The organism is Citrobacter sp. B72 (assembly GCF_016894305.1).
In the GTDB taxonomy this organism is placed as follows: domain Bacteria; phylum Pseudomonadota; class Gammaproteobacteria; order Enterobacterales; family Enterobacteriaceae; genus Citrobacter; species Citrobacter portucalensis.
The window spans coordinates 2,673,535-2,690,990 of sequence record NZ_CP069801.1 but is presented as its reverse complement, the minus strand read 5'-3'; the positions used below and the strand labels follow the sequence as shown (position 1 = coordinate 2,690,990).

Sequence of the window (17,456 nt, the reverse complement as noted above, 5' to 3'; positions counted from 1 at the left end):
TGATATCGTGTTTTGTGTTCATCCAATTAACATACCACCTGGCGTAGAGGTAAAGCAATGCCCGAAGTGCTGGCTCCTATCAGCTCGCTTCCAGCATGCCAAAGCTCACAATGCGCGAACGACCTAACTCTTTCGCGCGGTACAGTGCGACATCTGCGGCGCGTAACAGGTTGTCGCTCTGGGCATGCTGCGGGTAACTGGCGACACCTATAGAGACATCCACGTGTCCAATATCGGAAACGCCAAAGCGCAGCGACAGTTCGCGTACGCCGTTGTAGATTTCCGTAGCAAAGCGGTTAGCGGCCTGTTCATCCGTATTGGCCAGCAGTACCAGAAACTCTTCACCGCCGTAGCGGAAGGCCATGCCGCTGTCGTGGACAACGCGCTGAATAGTCGCAGCGATACTTTTGATTACGCTATCGCCTGCCTCATGGCCAAAGCGGTCATTAATACTTTTAAAATGATCGATATCGATCATCAGGCAACTGATCGGTTCTTTGTTACGCACTGCCTGGCTCATCTGGGTACGCAGTGTATCTTCAAGATGATGACGGTTGCGCAGTCCGGTTAGCGGATCGTAGAGCGCTTTCTCCAGCAGGGCGTCACGCAGACGCTGGTTGGCTAATGCGAGGCCGAGTGCTTCTGCCATCAGCTCCAGATATGCACGGGAGGGGGCGGAATCATCGCTAAGGTTCTGGAATGAGAGCAGGCCGATGGCTTCGCCCTGGGCAATCAGCGGGACGCACAGAGTGTGGTGCTGGCATGACTCTGGCAGATGGTAGCAGGCGATATCGGGTTCACCTTGTACCGGAGGATGACTCTGGCCGCGGCGCACAGCCCAGCATTCGTCCGGGTGGAACGCATCCGCTTTACCCTGCGGAGAAAGCCATTGTGCAACGCAGCGCATTTGCCAGGGTTCCTGGTCCAGTATGTAAAGCCGCCCGGCAATACCTGGAGCAATATTCGGTGCAAACAGCTCTGCCACATTGATGACATCGGCAAAACTCTCGCAACCCTGCAGACGTTGCGTCATGCGCGCCAGCAGATCGCGGATTGCCCAGTCGGCATCTCGCTCTTTCTCCAGTCTCTGACGCGCCAGACCGTTCTCGCGAAATATCCGGATCGCCTGTGCCATGTCGCCTATTTCATCTATCTGGTTAAAACTGGGCGTCTCAACGGCATAATCCTGCGATGCGAGACGGTTTACGACATCGCTCAAACGCACGACGGGGCGCAGGACGCGACGCTTTAAAATGAAACCGAGAACGAATAAAAACAGCAGCGCCGTCAGACCGACCATCACTTCAGAGGCCGTCCGCAGCATGCGGGATGACTGGGTTGCATCTTCAATCGTATTACGTACGCGGTTATCGAGCAGTTGGCGGAAATGATCTATCCGGTCCTGGGCGCGTTCCAGTTCCTGTTCATAGCTTTTCCCATAGAGCAGGGCAATAGCCTGCGACTCTTCTGCGCGCGCGATGCTGGCAAGCGCCGCAGCTTGCTCGTCCTGCAGGGCATCAACAATCTGCAGCCCTTCGTGCAATAGCGCCAGCTCTTCATCCGTTGCTCCAAGGTCCTTGAGCTTCGACAGACGATGCTCAACAGCTTTCAGCGACGTTTCTTTCTGACGATAGGCGTCAAGCACCTCAGGATCTTTTGCAATAACATAGTCGCGTGCCAGGTCTGACAGCGACCAGGCATCGAGTTCGACTTCTTCGGTAAGTTGATCGAACTGATAACGCTGTTCTACCACCTGGCGTTCTGTGTTATCGGCGCTGGATGCCATCAGCATGACAACGCCTGAAGCGATGGTCAGGCATACCGTCGCGCTATAGGCCCAGTTGGTGATTGTGGCAATTCGCACTGATTAGTTCCTTCTGCGACGATTAATGAATACGCATGATTGCAATTATAGGAAACGCATGATTTTGCGTGAAAATAAAAAAGGCGGTCCCGAAACCGCCTTCTGTTATCGTCCTGCAATCATAAATCTGGAGGATTTTTTCCTTCTTCCATAAAGGCTTCGTCGATTCCTTCCACGTTACCTTCATGGTCACGCCCGGAAAACAGGTTCCAGCAGGTTATGAATAGTGCAGCAATCAGGGGGCCAATCACAAAGCCGTTAATGCCGTAGATCTCCATGCCGCCGAGAGTGGTAATCAAAATCAGATAGTCCGGCATTTTGGTGTCTTTACCTACCAGCAGCGGGCGCAGGATATTGTCCACCAGCCCAACGATAATCACGAAGAAGCCAACGATAAACAGCCCTTGCCATAGCTGGTGGGTGGCGAACAGGAATATTGCTGCAGGTACCCAGACGATCGCTGAGCCCACGGCAGGCACGAGGGAGAGAAACGCCATCAACGCTCCCCACAGAACGCTGCCGTCGATATCCACAATTGCAAACGCGATGCCGCCAAGAATACCCTGAACCAAAGCGACGACCGCCGTGCCCTTAACGGTTGCCCGCGTCACGCCGACGAATTTGGCAAACAGGTGCTGTTTGGCAAAATCAGAAAGGGGTAATGAGTCCAGAATCTGGCGCACCAGATACGGTCCATCCTTCAGTAAGAAGAACAGCAGATACAGCATGATGCCAAAACTGATAGCAAAGCCGAATGTGCCTTTCCCGATCAGAAATGCACTGCCGGCAAGGTACTGGCCGCCTTGCAGCACGACATCGGACAGTTTTTTCTGGATCTGCGCGACATCATCCAGATTGTGTTCTGCCAGAAATCCTCTGGCCCAATCAGGAAGGTACGAAAGAATAGAAGTGACGACTTCCGGGAACTGCGTGTCATTCTGTTGCAGTTTGGTGTATACCACGTTCAGTTCAATGGCCAGCGATGACAGGATTACCATCAGCGGGATAAAGACAATCAGACAGATAATGACGATGGTAATCAACGATGCCAGCCCGTTGCGTTCGCCAAGCGCGCTACGCAGTCTGTTTTTTACCGGGTTAAAGATAGTCGTTAATATCGCGGCCCACAAAATGGCGGAAAAGTAGGGGGACAATACATCGAAGAACGCCCAGGTCACTAGGGCAAGTATGAAAATGAAGAAACCTTTAGTCAGTCCGTTAAATCGCATTAGTGAACCCTGTAATGAGAAGCAGTCCCGACTATAGAACCGTTCAGGGGATTTACCAACTTTAGCTGCAGATATTTAGAATAAAGATGTTGCACTAAGGCTACATTCTTATTGTCCTTGCTTCACTGGCGGGAGAGCTATCCTCGCCTCAGTTCAAACTTAATCTTAGACATATACGAATTCCTTCTTTTCAACGATACTCTTATGTCTTGACTTCAAATAAGCAGCGTTATTACAGCTCTTCAGACAGATTCAATATCAACGTCGAATAATTTTTCGATATCCAAACTGCACCTTAATCAGTCCGGCGCATGGCAGACCGCCTCAATATTATGGCCATCAGGTGCAATGACAAATGCGGCATAGTAGTTTTCGCTATAGGAACGTAAGCCAGGTACTCCGTTATCCTGGGCTCCCGTGCGCAAAGCAGCATTGTAAAATTCATCAACTTGCTGCCGGGTTTTTGCGACAAACGCCAGATGCAGAGGAGCCGGCTTGTCATTCGTGTGGAACAGACAAAGTGAAACATTCTCGGAGCCCATTTCAACACCGTAGCTTGGTGTGCCTTCATCGATGAGTTCTACGCCAAGCGGCTGAAGCGCGTTGAGAAAGAAAATTTTACTTTTTTCGTAATCACTTACACCGATTTTCACATGATCGAACATTCTTTATTCCTCATGAAGATATGAACACATAAAGAGTATATAAAGAGATTGAAGTCGCATTCACGTAAGAACCTGTCAATGTGATGAACATCAATTTAGAGATCTATATATCTACAGTACCTGCCTTTGCTGTTTTAATTGGATTCTTTGATTGCCTGGTTTGTATCCCGCCTAAATATTCATTAGGAATGGCACATCAGTTTTGTTAATTTTTTACTCTTACAACAAGAATGGATTTAAGGAATTGAGTAGATCGTTCCTGGCGTCATTACTGCCGCCAGGTTTCATTGTTGAAAGGTTGAGGTTATTTATTTTCAATTAGATAGCTAACTGTCGCCGCGTACTGATGAACAAAAATATCAAGCGAGCTTGTGTCCATCCCCTGCGGATTCAGCTGATATTTTCCTTTGACGAACATCGCCGGAACCCCTCTAAGTTCAACATCCATGGCCGCTTTCTCCTGCTTAGCCACTAAGGCTTTCACAGCAAAGCTGTTCCACGCACCATCAAAGTCTTCTGCTTTGATACCGGCATCAATAAAAACGCTACGGATATCATCAATATTCTTGATGCTGAGTTTCTTTTGCACCGACTCGAACATAGGGGTAGTGATTTTGTCTTCAACGCCTAACGCGATTGCTACTGCCCAGGCCTGAGTCAGCTCTTTGCCTAATGGCGGAAGAAATTCGACGTGATACTTAACGATCTTCGCGTTTGCCGGTAGTTTTTCAGCGACTTTGTCTGAGACGTGAATGACCTGTTCAAACTGATAGCAATGCGGACAGTTGAACGAAAAAAACTCCATGACTTCGGGTGCATCAGGTACCGTTTTGCTCAAAGAAATGTACTGTTTCCCTTCATTAAACTGCGCTGCATTAACGGCGGTTGTGAGAAAAATGCAGGCAAAAGCTGCTAATAAAATCTTCATGATCCATAACTCCCGTACTGTACTCAGTGATAAGAAAATTTTTTTTCGCGTAATTTCGGTAACTTAGAGATCATTTCAGCACCAGGAAACGATGGCGTTTCATAAAGAGCTTTCTTTTTTGAATCTCATAGTATTATGATCATAATATAAAAGAGCCCGCTGGTGCAAACTATGCCCAGCCCAAGGTCTTCTGCCTGCTCAAACACTCTGGAGATTTAAATGAAACCTGACAGTCGCGAGGCGGCCAAACTAGCCCGGCAGGAAGCGATTCTTAACGGGCCAGTCTTTAGCCCAATGATGCAGCTCGCTGTTCCTACGATCCTCGTTTTGATTGCGCAAACGTTAGTCAGCGTAGCTGAAACGTATTACGTATCGTTTTTAGGAACACCAGCGCTGATTGGCGTCGCACTTGTTTTCCCGGTATGGATGCTGATGACCATGATGGCTGCCGGTGGCATTGGTGGCGGTGTGGCCTCAGCTGTAGCTCGAGCAACGGGTGCCGGGAAACATGATGATGTTAATGCACTCATCCTGCATGCGGTTGTGGTAGCTATTGTCTTTGGTCTTGCCTTTACAGCTTTCTTTATCGGTCTGGGCGAACATATTTATGCGGCTATGGGCGGGTCTGGCGAGGCACTCAGTGCTGCACATGAATATTCTGTCTATGTATTTCTTGCATCTGTGCCGATCTGGATCGTCAATCTCCTTTCTGCCGTATTACGCGGTATTGGCAATGTTAAAGTACCTGCGACCGTCACGCTGATAGGCGCCCTGGTGCTGATCCCGCTTTCACCTTTACTGATTTTTGGCCTTGGGCCGATTGAGGGCTTCGGGTTAGCAGGGGCTGGCATTGCAATTAATATTTTTTACTGGGTCGCGGCAATAGCTATGCTGCGTTACATGTCCAGTGGGCGTGCTGGTATCCGGATGATGTTTGTAAGCTTACACTGGCCTCTTTTCCGCGAAATTCTCAATGTAGGTCTGCTTGCTGCACTGGGGACTATTCAGCTCAATGTAATGGTTTTACTGGTCACCGGCGCTGTGGGCGTGTTTGGTGTCAATGCAATAGGTGGTTTTGGTACAGCATCCCGTCTCGACTATGTTCTGATCCCCGTACTGTTCGGGATCGGTACGGCCATTGTGACGATGGTCGGAATTAACGTAGGTGCCCGTCAGATAGACAGAGCGAAACGTATTGCCTGGGTCGGTGTTGCTGTCAGTGTGGTATTCACCGAGGTTGTCGGCCTGTTTGTCGCAGTATTTCTTGGCGTCTGGCTTCGCCTGTTCACGCATGATGAAAGCGTTCTGGTTACTGGCGAGCTGTACCTGCAAATTGTTGCTCCCTTCTACGCAGCCAACGGCATTTTGTTTGCACTCGGGTTTGCTGCGCAGGGCAGCGGTTATATGTGGAAAATGTTCCTGGTCGGAACCGTTCGTTTAATCCTCGCAGCCGGTGGCGGATGGATTGCAGTCGAGTACTTCAATGTGGGTCAGGCCGGACTGTTTATTATCGTCATGGGATCTATGGTGATAGCCGCTCTTATGAGTGTCGTGATCGACCGCTCGGGGGCGATGTGGCCCAAATACAATAAGCAGAACTCGTCCGCGCTCAGGACGGTCCGGTCTTAAGCGGTTGTTGGTTACCAGATAAAGTTATAGATCGTATTCTTTGCCCTGAATAGCATTATCGCCATAATGCTATTCAGATAATGCAGGATGAGGAACGTAGCATGAGATATTCCAAAGACCGTAAAGAAGAAACGCATAAAAAAATCGTCGAAGCTGCGTCAAAAAGGTTTCGCGCGGAAGGTATCGAAAAGGTAGGGGTTGCAACCCTTATGGCCGATGCCGAACTTACGGTGGGCGGCTTTTATAGCCACTTTAAGTCAAAAGAAGAGCTGATCAAAGAAGCGGTGTGTCTCGCGGCGGATGAAACATTTTGTGCAGCATTTGGCGATCCAAACAGCGATGAAAACCTCAGTATTAAACAGATACTGGACAGGTACCTCACACCCGAACATCGCGACTCGCCAGAGTTTGGATGCGTAATCGCGGCGCTAGCGTCTGAGCTGAGGACTCGGCCGGAAGACACTCGTGACATGATGTCTGACAAGATAACCAGGATTATTGCACGTATTTCAGACTGTCTTTCCACAGACGCCGATCCGGCAACTCGTATGCGCGTTGCCGGAGCTATCTGGGCTGTCATGCTTGGAACATTGCAACTGGCCCGCATAATTCCTGATAAAGAGGTGTCGGATCAACTCCTTATCGATGGTAAAGCAAACGCATTAATGCTTGCAGAAAAAATGCCCATACAGGAGGGCAGGTAACAGAATTCATATGCTATTTCGATAGCATTTTAAATCACGACTAGACGACCGGTCTATTTGTTAAACAATAAAAGGAAAGTCCAGTGATCGACTCAACAAACCAACGTATCGTTCTGGCTTCACGCCCCGTCGGCGCGCCAACAGCTGAAAACTTCCGCTTAGAAACTGTTACTAAGCCGGAGCCAACAGAAGGCGAAGTCCTGCTGCGTACTATCTATTTGTCGCTTGACCCTTACATGCGCGGCCGTATGAGCGATGCGGAGTCTTACGCAGAATCCGTTGCCCTCAACGAGGTCATGGTGGGCGGGACTGTTTGTCAAATCGAAGTATCAAACAATCCTGACTTCAAAGTGGGTGAATGGGTGCTTGCGTACACAACAGGCTGGCAAAAGTATTCCATATCCAGTGGTGAAGGCCTTTTGAAGCTTGGTGACAACCCTGCAAATCCTTCATGGGCACTCGGTGTTCTGGGTATGCCAGGATTTACGGCGTATATGGGCTTGCTGGATATTGGTCAACCAAAAGCGGGAGAAACTGTCGTGGTTGCTTCGGCGACCGGACCAGTGGGTAGCACTGTTGGACAGATTGGCAAAATCAAAGGCTGTCGCGTTGTCGGCATTGCTGGCGGTGAAGAAAAATGTCGCTACGCGGTAGACGTGTTAGGTATGGATGCGTGTATTAACCACAAAGCGGATGACTTTGCTGAACAACTTGCAGCAGCATGTCCAGACGGCATTGATGTTTACTATGAAAACGTCGGTGGCAAAGTGTTTGATGCGGTTATGCCTTTACTGAATACTGCCGCCCGAATTCCTGTATGTGGTTTGATCTCTCTGTATAACGCGACGTCTCTTCCTGAAGGTCCGGATCGTCTTTCTCAGCTAATGGTTCAAATCCTGGTAAAACGCCTGAAAGTACAGGGGTTCATTATCTTTGAAGACTACAGCCACCGTTACAACGAGTTTGCAACTGACATGAGCCAATGGGTAGCAGAAGGTAAAGTCAAATATCGCGAGCAAATGGAAACTGGATTAGAAAACGCACCACAGCACCTGATTGGTCTGCTTGAAGGTAAGAACTTCGGTAAGTTAGTCATTGAAGTCGCTAAACCACTTTAATTGTAAAAGAGCGACATACCTGACCATAGGTATGTCTATTCCCAAATAGACGCTTCACTCATGTTTAATTTGCAAACAGACAGGTAATAAAATGAATATTCAGGGTAAAACAATTTTAGTAACAGGCGCCAATCGTGGTATTGGTGCAGAGCTTGTTAATGCTCTCATCTTGAATGGTGCAGGGAAAATTTATGCTGGCACCCGGGAACTGAGTAATTTACCGGATTTCGGTGATGACAGAGTTTTTTTTATCAAGCTTGATATTACCAAAGCCGAAGATGTTTCCGCAGCCGTTGAACAAATTGGCGCAATTGATATTTTAGTGAATAACGCCGGTGCAATGCTTTCTAATAATGCTGCAACTGCCACTCAGGAAGAATTATCTTCGGACATGGACGTTAACTACTTTGGTACCATGAGAGTCATGCAGGCTTTTATTCCTGCGATGGAGAAAAATGGTGGAGGTGTTATTGCCAACGTACTGAGCATACTGGCGCTGGCACCTATGTCATTTACAGCAGGTTATTCGGCATCTAAAGCGGCAATGCACTCAGCAACACAGGCCGCCAGGGGCCTTCTGAAAACAAAGAATATCAAAGTAGTGGGTATTTACCCAGGTCCGGTTGACACCCGAATGTCTTCCGAACTCCAGCTTGAAAAAACCTCAGCAAATAGTGCCGCAGAAGAGATTATTAAAGGACTGATTAACGACCTCGAAGATATTTATCCTGATCCTATTTCACAGCAGGCGTCTGGTTTCTGGGCGAGTAATCCAAAAGGACTGGAACATCACTTCTCTACATTTTGAAAATATTTTTTAGCATTACCATTACGCTAAATCAGAGACCAGATTAGTCTAATTCAATTAGATCTGCATGGCTGCATCTATATTGCCACTCTAATAATGGCTTTTATACTGCCATGCAGATTATAGTTATCTGGAGCAGAACGTAGTAATCCTATTGTTTATACTGAAATAAAAATACAACCATCCGGGAATAGTGCTGTCAGGCTGAAAGTGTCTTTGCAGCGCAAATACCTAATACACGTGAACAATTGAATTGGCGTGGCACTTGGTTTCCGGTATGGATGCTGATGACTATGATGGCCGCCGGGAGGATTGGTGGAGTCGTGGCTTCATCTGCCAGGAATCAGTTTTCCTATCACTTCACGCACTTAATAAAGAGGCATATCAATGACCATCCACCTCCGCACTTTTTTACTGACCGCGGTTGCGGCTTCTGTACTTGCGGCTTCTGCATTTGCGGCTTCTGCACCGACAGCACCGCGAGCTGGAGCCGAGGAAACTGGCCAGATTACATCCCTGAGAAATGGCAACATTGACCTGCGCCTGAAACACCATATAAAGAAAATAAACGGAATAAACATGCATTACGTTGAAGCCGGAGAAGGTCCTCTAGTGGTGCTCGTCCACGGATGGCCAGAGTCATGGTATTCATGGCGGTATCAGATCCCTGCACTGGTAAAAGCTGGATTTCATGTGGTCGTCCCAGACATGAGAGGTTACGGGCAAACGGAGGCTCCCAAGGATACGAAGAGTTATTCTTTGATGCGGATTGTCGGTGATTTAGTTGGCCTGGTGCACGCCAACAACGAAGAGCAAGCATACCTCGTCGGCCATGATTTTGGCGCTAGCGCTACGTGGCTGGCAGCTCAATTACGACCGGACATGTTCCCTGCCATCGCTGCACTTAGTGTCCCATTCACGGCGCGTGCGCCGATGCCGCCCCTTGAAATGCTTCGAAACATCCCTGGCAATAAAATGCATTATTGGACTTACTTCCAAAAAGAAGGTGTCGCTGAAGCAGAATTCGAACGGGATACGCGCGGCACCTTTATTCGCCTCTTCTCTCATGGTAAAGCGGACCCTTCGGGGCGGCCGTTCCTGATGAACAAAGGTGATGGTTTTCTTACTTTCCAGTCTGTACCCGACGAACTCCCTAAATGGCTGTCGGAGAAAGACTTAGAGTACATTACGAATGAATTTCGTAAGACGGGTTTTCGAGGTGCATTCAATTGGTATCGGAACATCGACCAAAACTGGTATGACAGCGCCCCGCTGGAATCTGCAAAAATTCAACAGCCAGCCCTGTTTATCGCGGGCAGTGACGATCCCGTCATCGCCAATCCGAATGGTGAGGCCAGCCTGGCTGCTCTTCCGAATTTAGTTCCACAAGTGACACAAGTCATCATTCCACATGGCAGTCATTGGATACAGCAGGAACACAGTCAGGAGGTCAACCAGGCTCTCACAGAATACTTTACAAAGGTTCAGCAAAAATTGAATCGCTCCGAAAATTGAACCGCTTCTCGCACTGCGAGGGCACTTCAAATCATGGAGCGTCGGTGATTCGCAATACCAATGTGCTGGGCGATGCTCGTCGACAGCCAGGCTCTGGTGCAATGTAGATCAGATGAGGATCGGTTTTCCGATCCTCATGATGAGAGACAATCGGAATGTAAGTATCCCTGCAAAATGAACCATCAATGTTTAGAGGACCTCTGGCACCACAGCTTCCGCTCCTGGCACGAAGCGGATAAAGAATAAGAGATTGACAAAATCCTTACATCAATGGTTGCATGGTACAACTATTGTTGCAGGATAATGCTCATGATTTCTGAACTAAGTAATATACAAAACATACGTGCGGCATCACGCTTAATGGTGCGAGAGCTGGGGTTCATGAACCAAAACCTGGCTGCAACTGACTATCCTCCTTCAGCAGTTCACGCCATGCTTGAAATTGAAACTCATGGATCATTGACAGCCGCTCAACTGGTCCAGGTCTTGGGGCTAGAGAAATCCAGCGTTAGCCGCATGCTCGCTAAACTTGTCGAAGCCGGAGAGCTTAAAGAAAGTCCTTCTACTGAAGATGCGAGGACAAAACGATTAAGCCTTACCGGGAAGGGCATGGAGACCGTACATAACATCAATACTTATGCTGACCAACGTGTCGGAGCGGCACTTGGTAAGCTCGATCCGTTTACACAACAAACTGTATTACAAGGTCTTTCTTCCTATGCCAGCGCGTTGAAAGCCTGTCGTGAAAGAATTGAAGGCAAAGTGTGTAACAGTTTCAAAATAGTAACGGGTTATCATCCCGGTATGATAGGTCGTATTACTGAAATGCATGGTAGCTATTACGCCAGAGAACATAACTTCGGCAGTTTTTTTGAAGGGAAGGTTGCCGCAGGTCTTGCTGATTTTTCTGACCGTCTGGACAAGCCATGTAATCAGATCTGGCTGGCAATGGTGAATGAACGCATAGTCGGCTCAGTTGCAATTGACGGTGAGGACCTTGGGAATAATGAGGCGCATCTGCGCTGGTTCATCCTTGAAGATGGGTGTCGTGGCAGCGGATTGGGTAGAAGGCTTGTTGGAGAAGCGATGAGATTTTGTGATGAGCAGAGATTCTCATCGGTACAATTGTGGACATTTAATAAACTTACTGCTGCAAGACGATTGTACGAATCATTTGGATTTGAATTATCGAAAGAATGGGAAGGCGATCAATGGGGGAATACTATTACTGAGCAACAGTTCACTCGAAAGTCATCTTAAAACCGCTAACCACTTACCCTGGCGGCCAGGATATTTTTGAATACTTGCATCTATCAGTTGAACTCACAGCAGATAACGTACGCTATGATTTAATAGTGAAACCGTCATTTTTTTCCCGAAAAGGGTCGTCAATTAACGAGGGGGTCGCTATGAACACTCAGCCTGTCATCGGGATTAGTGGATGTTTAACTGGTTCAGCCGTGCGATTCGACGGTGGGCATAAACGGATGGGGTTTGTAATGGACGAGCTGGCTCAGTGGGTGACTTTCAAACCTGTCTGCCCAGAGATGTCCATCGGTTTGCCTGTACCACGTCCCGCGTTGCGTCTGGTTCAAACCGCCCAAGGGAATGTCCGCATCTGTTTTAGCCATTCGCCTGGTGAGGATGTAACCGATAAAATGTCCGATTTCACCAACTCATATCTTCAGGGACTTGGTGGCCTCTCGGGTTTTATCGTCTGTGCTAAATCACCGAGTTGCGGTATGGAAAGAGTGAGACTGTATGACGAGAAGGGAAATCGTGGGCGAAAAGAAGGGACTGGTCTGTTTACTGGCGCGTTAATGGAAACCTACCCGTGGTTGCCAGTCGAAGAAGATGGCCGCTTGCACGATCCAGTGCTGAGGGAGAACTTTGTCGAACGCGTGTTCGCATTGCATGAGCTTAACAGGCTGCGGGCCAATGGTCTTACTCGCCATGGCTTACTCAACTTTCACAGTCGCTATAAGCTCCAGCTTCTGGCTCATCACCAGGCCGGTTACCGGGAAATCGGCCCATTCGTTGCCTCGCTTCACCAGTGGGATGATTTGGACGCTTTTTTCGTTGTCTATCGTGAAAAGCTCATGACGATCCTCAAAAAGCCCGCCTCACGAAAAAATCACACCAACGTACTGATGCATATCCAGGGCTACTTCCGCGAACGGTTGAACTCCCGCCAGCGCGGAGAGTTACGTGACGTTATCCTCAACTATAGCGGTGGGCTGCTGCCAATATTGGCGCCTCTGACGCTACTCAAGCACTATCTGGCTGAATACCCAGACAGCTATCTGCTTACCCAGAACTATTTTGATCCTTATCCGAATGATTTAGCGCTACGGTTGATGATCAAATAGTCTGAGAGCGATTCAACCGTTTCTGATTTTCTCATCGATACAAGGCTGAGGTTTACCAAACAGATATCCTTGGGCGAAATCGCAGCCCAGCGCCTGAAGGCTTTTTAGTTGTTCCTGCGTTTCAACACCTTCAGCAACAGCCTTCATATTGAGGGATTTCGCCATGCCGGTGATCAGTTTGATGATATTAAGCGCATCTTCCTGTGTGGATATTGAATGGACAAACGACTTGTCTATTTTAATTTTATCGAAGGCAAGCCTGCTCAGGCGCGAAAGGGAAGAATATCCGGTGCCAAAATCATCGATGGAGATTTTTACACCCATGGCTCTGAGTTTGTTAAGTGTGTTCATCGGCGTCGTACTCTCAGTGAAGAGAGAGGATTCTGTTACTTCCAGTTCAAGACGATCGGCTGGGAGTCCAGTTTCTTTCAGAATAGACAGTACGATACCGACAAAGGCTTTGCTGCTTAGCTGGACAGGAGAGACATTCACTGAAATTTTAGCCGGAACCGCCCAACAAGCCGCTTCCCGGCAGGCAATTTCAAGCACAGCTTTCCCCATCTCATTAATCATTCCGGTTTTTTCAGCAACAGGAATAAAGTTATCCGGCGACAGGAGGCCCTTTAGAGGATGGAGCCAACGAATTAGGGCTTCATAGCTATAAATTTCCTGGCTGAAGGAGTCAACAATGGGCTGATAATAAACCACGAATTCTTTGTTCACTATTGCCAATGCCATATCATGCTCAAGCGTTCTGCTTTCTTGTAGCTTTTCTAACATTCGTTGTCGGAAGACTTTTATCTTACCAGAGCCTTCACCTTTGGCTTCATAAAGGGCCAGATCGGCAAATTTATAAAGATAGTCGGAACGACGTTCAGTGTCTGAGATAACAATGCCAACACAGGTGGTTATGTTGATAATCGTGTTATAAATAGTGTAGGGCTGGCTGATAAATTCACATATTTTCTGGGCGCGCGAAACGGCGTGGCTTTCTGTCAGGCCACTTGAGAGAAACGCAAATTCATCTCCACCCAGGCGATACAGCGTATCCGAAGTAAGACTCATCGAAACCAGTCGGTCAGATATCTGGCGTAGCAACATATCACCGGCATCATGACCATACGTATCATTTACTTCTTTGAATCGATCTAAATCAAACAACATCACAGTCACAGAATCGTGATTTTTTTCTGCTCTCTCAATTGTTTTATTTAAATCGCTCCAGAATAGCTGACGGTTATTCATCTCGGTAAGAGAGTCATGGTAGACGTCATATTCCAGTTTAGCATTCTGAATTTGCAGTTTTTCTTTAGATTTCTGCAGTTCTTCGGCAAGACTCTTGACCTGCAGGTGCGCCCGCAGAATATTTCTGTTTTGATAGAAAATGAGCACGCCCAGAATCGCACTCAGTATTATCAGCAGCACAGAGGTTGCAGAATAAATATAGTACAGCGTCTGAATTTTTTGGTTGGCGTTATTGATCGAGTTAACATCTTTGTTTAACGCACCAGATGAAAGACGACCCAGTGGCGCATCCAGAGTATGCATTTTTTTCAGATAAGCCTGGAGTGCTGAACGGTTCATTTTTTCTAGATTAACATCCAGAAAACTAAGGGTATTTTCAAGTTTTACCGCCAGCTCGCGGTGGGCTATATTGCTTTCGATGTAGCGCCCCAGGTCACCTTCTTTTATCAAATCACTCTGGCTAAGCATAATGTCGAGGCGCATGCGTACATCATCGAGATTCATCGTATCATCGATAGTGTAAAGACCAAGCAACGATTCAAATCGGTAATATTGTGATACCAGCTGAGCAGCAGACCAGGAATCGGTGTAGTGAGTCAGTTTCTGTAACTCTTGTTGCCGTTCATGCACGAGGAAAGAGATATACCCGGTAGATATAAAAAGAAAAAAGATGATGCCAGCCAGTATTCTGTTCATGATGTTCCTCTGAACGCTTACTCAATATCCATACTACTGACCTGCCATGCAGACCTTGAATAATATATCTGATTATTCAGTTCTGGCATGCTGTCATAGGGGTACACAATGAATAACGGGCCTTTGTCACGGATGCGCATATATTTTCCGTTGATTTTTAACGCAAGGATAGCATTGTATTTTTTGAAATCACTAAGAGGGATAACGGTGGTGTAGTCATTGAGCGCAGTGACCTTAACAACAGAGCCGTTCGCCCCGACATAATCCATGAGCTTTTGTAGCGGAATACCCGTAAAGGTAGTGCGCCCATTATACCAGGGGGAGGTGGTCTGGAAACTGACCATGCCCAGCTTCTCAAGGCTGGCGGTATCAAAAACGGCTTTCCCGTCTGCATTTGTATTTTCAATATTACCCGACAGCGTTAAAAGCACTTTACCGGTGGGCCTGGAAAGTTCACCTGCCCATAGCTGGGTGGAGAGTACAAAGCTTACCAACATGACCATTAATCGCATTCTTACCTCACCAATCAGCCGGATGTTAAAGAATTATAATTTAGATATCACGCTATTTATATATATTGCATGGGTATTATTGGTGTAATAACTTTAATGGCTTTTTAACTCTTTTAAATCAGTTAGTTAGTTGTTACCTGTTCTGCTGTGGTGCATTAAAAATGCTAGTGTGTTATTTGAGTAAAGCTAAATTTCACTATGTATGTACAAAAATAAATCATCTATTTACTCAGTGCCAATAAATACGCACGAAAATAAAGGTTTATTTTTTTCACTGCAGCTGGATTTGGTTGTTTACTGGTGGGTAACTATATCGGGCACGAAGCCGCCTTTAGTGGAGCGGGAGCGCTTCGTGTCGGTAATCAAGGACAGAAATTCTCTACGTGGCAAGTGCGGTCTATCTGAACCCGTTTATTCACCCGCCTGAGCTGACTGGCGGGCATACAGATAGGCGGTGGCCCTCGATACGCCCAGATGCTGTGCAACCGTATCCATAGATTTGCGTACGTTCAGCAAACCGTCCTGGCGTAATTGTTGAATCAGCAGCTTACGGTCTTGAGGTTTAAGGGCTCGGGCCGTCGTCGCGCGTTTAGCGGCAAAGTCATCAATACGCTGGCGGATGACTTCATTACTGCCGGGATCGATATGTTCCTTAATGGGGGAATTTTCAGTTTCAGTAAAACGCGCAAGAGCACTCTGCATACCACGGAACAGCGTCATATCGACATTCAGGCAAAGTGCCGCTACGTATTTGCCGTCTTCGTCCTTGATGCCAATGGAGGTACTTTTCACCGGACGGCCATCGGCAAACTGATTACTGTAGTTCGCAATGATGCTGGGAAAGTCAGGTGATGCGATTCTCGCCAGGCCAAGCTCGGTTGCTGGCTGGCCAGGTTGACGTCCGGAAAGATTATTATGGATGGATAAAATGGCATGTTCTGGATTTTTGAGGTCATGAACCACCACTTCGCAAAACGGAGAGAAGGTCTCACTCAATCCCCTGGCGATAGTATCAATTTGGCTGAGAAGCGAGTTATTGTCGGTTTTTGGCATGCCAGTCTCCTGCGGTGATGTCTGTTGCCATGATTGCGAGCAGTTTACAGTGACCTGGGAGCGTTTTTCCAGACGGGAGTGTACAGACAGTAAAAGTAGGGTATCTGCATGGCAGATACCCTGTTTATCATCCGGCCAGAAATTCACTGTAGCGACTGATATCCACGTTTCCACCGCTGATGATAATGCCGATTTTCTTGCCGCGAAGCTCAGCTTTACGCGCTCTGGCGGCAGCAAAACCCAAACACCCGGTCGGCTCAACGACGATTTTCATGCGTTCAGCGATAAATTTCATTGAGGCGATTAACTCAGCGTCTGAAACAGTCAGAATATCGTTCACGTTTTGCTTGATAATCTGAAACGTATAGTTCCCGAGATGTTGAGTCTGAGCACCGTCAGCAATGGTTTTGGGCGTATCGATATGAACTATTTTGCCGCTACGAAACGACTGTTGACCATCGTTACCCGCCTCAGGTTCGACACCATAGATGATGCAGTCAGGAGACAGATGTCTGGCCGCCAGGGCGGATCCTGAGAGCAGGCCGCCACCGCCCAGACACACGAAAAGGGCGTCTAACTGACCCACTTCTTCAATTAGCTCTTTTGTGGCGGTGCCCTGGCCTGCGATCACGTGCGGATGGTCGTAAGGGGGGATCAGCGTTAACCCCTGTTTCTCTGCCAGGTCCCGACCAATTTTTTCACGATCTTCAGTATAGCGATCGTAAGTTACCACTTTTCCGCCATAGCCTTTCGTCGCCGCAACTTTGGCCGCCGGGGCATCATGCGGCATGATAATTGTTGCTGGAATGCCTAACAACTTTGCCGACAAGGCAATGGCCTGTGCATGGTTGCCGGAAGAAAATGTCACGACGCCCGCAGCGCGTTGTTGTGGGGTGAACTGACGTAGCGCATTCATAGCGCCGCGAAATTTGAAGGCGCCCATTCTCTGGAAGTTTTCGCACTTAAAGAAGACTTCCGCGCCAAATTCTTCGTTAACCGTTCGGGAGGTCATCACCGGCGTTTTGTTAGCATAATCTGCGATGCGCTCTGCCGCAGCGGCAACATCGTAATAATCAGGCAGTGTCATTTCAGTCATTGTTGTTCACCTGTATGTTGTTAAA

At 47.8% G+C, this 17,456-nt stretch carries 15 protein-coding genes; 7 read left to right on the top strand and 8 right to left on the bottom strand.

The features are described 5' to 3' along the window. Positions 1–79: 79 nt before the first annotated feature. From JQN59_RS12840 to dsbA, 4 genes are all read right to left on the bottom strand, one after another. Positions 80–1,864 (bottom strand): diguanylate cyclase, encoded by a 1,785-nt coding sequence (locus tag JQN59_RS12840; protein WP_048214281.1) that lies wholly within the window; start codon positions 1,862–1,864, stop codon positions 80–82. A gap of 119 nt (positions 1,865–1,983) precedes the next feature. Next, positions 1,984–3,093, bottom strand: coding sequence for an AI-2E family transporter (locus JQN59_RS12835; RefSeq protein ID WP_003832733.1), 1,110 nt, complete (start codon positions 3,091–3,093; stop codon positions 1,984–1,986). Positions 3,094–3,392: 299 nt separating this feature from the next. Beyond that, positions 3,393–3,758 (bottom strand): VOC family protein, encoded by a 366-nt coding sequence (locus tag JQN59_RS12830; protein WP_149607186.1) that lies wholly within the window; start codon positions 3,756–3,758, stop codon positions 3,393–3,395. A 304-nt stretch (positions 3,759–4,062) separates the two neighbouring features. Beyond that, on the bottom strand, positions 4,063–4,686 hold the full coding sequence (gene dsbA / locus JQN59_RS12825) for a thiol:disulfide interchange protein DsbA (protein WP_149607187.1): 624 nt from the start codon (positions 4,684–4,686) through the stop codon (positions 4,063–4,065). A gap of 219 nt (positions 4,687–4,905) precedes the next feature. Between dsbA and JQN59_RS12820 the strand changes: the two genes are divergently transcribed. The 7 genes from JQN59_RS12820 to JQN59_RS12790 all read left to right on the top strand — a co-directional run bounded on the left by JQN59_RS12820 (position 4,906) and on the right by JQN59_RS12790 (position 12,829). Continuing rightward, the gene (locus JQN59_RS12820; RefSeq protein ID WP_149607188.1) at positions 4,906–6,315 is read left to right on the top strand and encodes an MATE family efflux transporter; all 1,410 of its coding nucleotides are present in this window, start codon (positions 4,906–4,908) and stop codon (positions 6,313–6,315) included. A 101-nt stretch (positions 6,316–6,416) separates the two neighbouring features. Continuing rightward, a complete protein-coding gene (locus tag JQN59_RS12815) occupies positions 6,417–7,019 on the top strand; it encodes a TetR/AcrR family transcriptional regulator (protein ID WP_188110079.1) in 603 nt (200 codons plus the stop codon). 83 nt (positions 7,020–7,102) lie between these two features. Continuing rightward, positions 7,103–8,137, top strand: coding sequence for an NADP-dependent oxidoreductase (locus JQN59_RS12810; protein WP_149607190.1), 1,035 nt, complete (start codon positions 7,103–7,105; stop codon positions 8,135–8,137). A 91-nt stretch (positions 8,138–8,228) separates the two neighbouring features. Next, complete coding sequence (locus tag JQN59_RS12805; protein ID WP_149607191.1) at positions 8,229–8,945, top strand: SDR family oxidoreductase; 717 nt, start codon at positions 8,229–8,231, stop codon at positions 8,943–8,945. A 387-nt stretch (positions 8,946–9,332) separates the two neighbouring features. After that, positions 9,333–10,460, top strand: a complete 1,128-nt coding sequence (locus JQN59_RS12800; protein WP_204528080.1) for an alpha/beta fold hydrolase — start codon at positions 9,333–9,335, stop codon at positions 10,458–10,460. Positions 10,461–10,769: 309 nt separating this feature from the next. Beyond that, the gene (locus JQN59_RS12795; protein ID WP_149607192.1) at positions 10,770–11,720 is read left to right on the top strand and encodes a bifunctional helix-turn-helix transcriptional regulator/GNAT family N-acetyltransferase; all 951 of its coding nucleotides are present in this window, start codon (positions 10,770–10,772) and stop codon (positions 11,718–11,720) included. Positions 11,721–11,869: 149 nt separating this feature from the next. Continuing rightward, the gene (locus JQN59_RS12790) at positions 11,870–12,829 is read left to right on the top strand and encodes a YbgA family protein (protein WP_149607193.1); all 960 of its coding nucleotides are present in this window, start codon (positions 11,870–11,872) and stop codon (positions 12,827–12,829) included. Between the two features lie 12 nt (positions 12,830–12,841). Here the strand turns inward: JQN59_RS12790 and JQN59_RS12785 are convergent, their stop codons facing one another. From JQN59_RS12785 to JQN59_RS12770, 4 genes are all read right to left on the bottom strand, one after another. Next, positions 12,842–14,770, bottom strand: a complete 1,929-nt coding sequence (locus JQN59_RS12785; RefSeq protein WP_048235445.1) for a putative bifunctional diguanylate cyclase/phosphodiesterase — start codon at positions 14,768–14,770, stop codon at positions 12,842–12,844. Between the two features lie 17 nt (positions 14,771–14,787). Continuing rightward, positions 14,788–15,282 carry a molybdopterin-dependent oxidoreductase gene (locus tag JQN59_RS12780; RefSeq protein WP_003832739.1) on the bottom strand — a complete coding sequence of 165 codons (495 nt, stop codon included), beginning with the start codon at positions 15,280–15,282 and terminating at the stop codon, positions 14,788–14,790. Between the two features lie 411 nt (positions 15,283–15,693). After that, positions 15,694–16,335: a helix-turn-helix transcriptional regulator gene (locus JQN59_RS12775; protein WP_008784655.1), complete on the bottom strand. Its 642-nt coding sequence runs from the start codon at positions 16,333–16,335 to the stop codon at positions 15,694–15,696. Between the two features lie 127 nt (positions 16,336–16,462). Continuing rightward, positions 16,463–17,431, bottom strand: coding sequence for a threo-3-hydroxy-L-aspartate ammonia-lyase (locus JQN59_RS12770; protein ID WP_149607194.1), 969 nt, complete (start codon positions 17,429–17,431; stop codon positions 16,463–16,465). Between the last annotated feature and the right edge of the window lie 25 nt (positions 17,432–17,456).

Bases quoted from the DNA above. Each gene is read 5' to 3' on its own strand.
- JQN59_RS12820 (WP_149607188.1), top strand. From the start codon at position 4,906: ATGAAACCTGACAGTCGCGAGGCGGCCAAACTAGCCCGGCAGGAAGCG.
- JQN59_RS12815 (WP_188110079.1), top strand. From the start codon at position 6,417: ATGAGATATTCCAAAGACCGTAAAGAAGAAACGCATAAAAAAATCGTC.
- JQN59_RS12835 (WP_003832733.1), bottom strand. From the start codon at position 3,093: ATGCGATTTAACGGACTGACTAAAGGTTTCTTCATTTTCATACTTGCC.
- JQN59_RS12830 (WP_149607186.1), bottom strand. From the start codon at position 3,758: ATGTTCGATCATGTGAAAATCGGTGTAAGTGATTACGAAAAAAGTAAA.
- JQN59_RS12785 (WP_048235445.1), bottom strand. From the start codon at position 14,770: ATGAACAGAATACTGGCTGGCATCATCTTTTTTCTTTTTATATCTACC.
- JQN59_RS12790 (WP_149607193.1), top strand. From the start codon at position 11,870: ATGAACACTCAGCCTGTCATCGGGATTAGTGGATGTTTAACTGGTTCA.
- dsbA (WP_149607187.1), bottom strand. From the start codon at position 4,686: ATGAAGATTTTATTAGCAGCTTTTGCCTGCATTTTTCTCACAACCGCC.
- JQN59_RS12805 (WP_149607191.1), top strand. From the start codon at position 8,229: ATGAATATTCAGGGTAAAACAATTTTAGTAACAGGCGCCAATCGTGGT.
- JQN59_RS12780 (WP_003832739.1), bottom strand. From the start codon at position 15,282: ATGCGATTAATGGTCATGTTGGTAAGCTTTGTACTCTCCACCCAGCTA.
- JQN59_RS12775 (WP_008784655.1), bottom strand. From the start codon at position 16,335: ATGCCAAAAACCGACAATAACTCGCTTCTCAGCCAAATTGATACTATC.
- JQN59_RS12770 (WP_149607194.1), bottom strand. From the start codon at position 17,431: ATGACTGAAATGACACTGCCTGATTATTACGATGTTGCCGCTGCGGCA.
- JQN59_RS12795 (WP_149607192.1), top strand. From the start codon at position 10,770: ATGATTTCTGAACTAAGTAATATACAAAACATACGTGCGGCATCACGC.
- JQN59_RS12800 (WP_204528080.1), top strand. From the start codon at position 9,333: ATGACCATCCACCTCCGCACTTTTTTACTGACCGCGGTTGCGGCTTCT.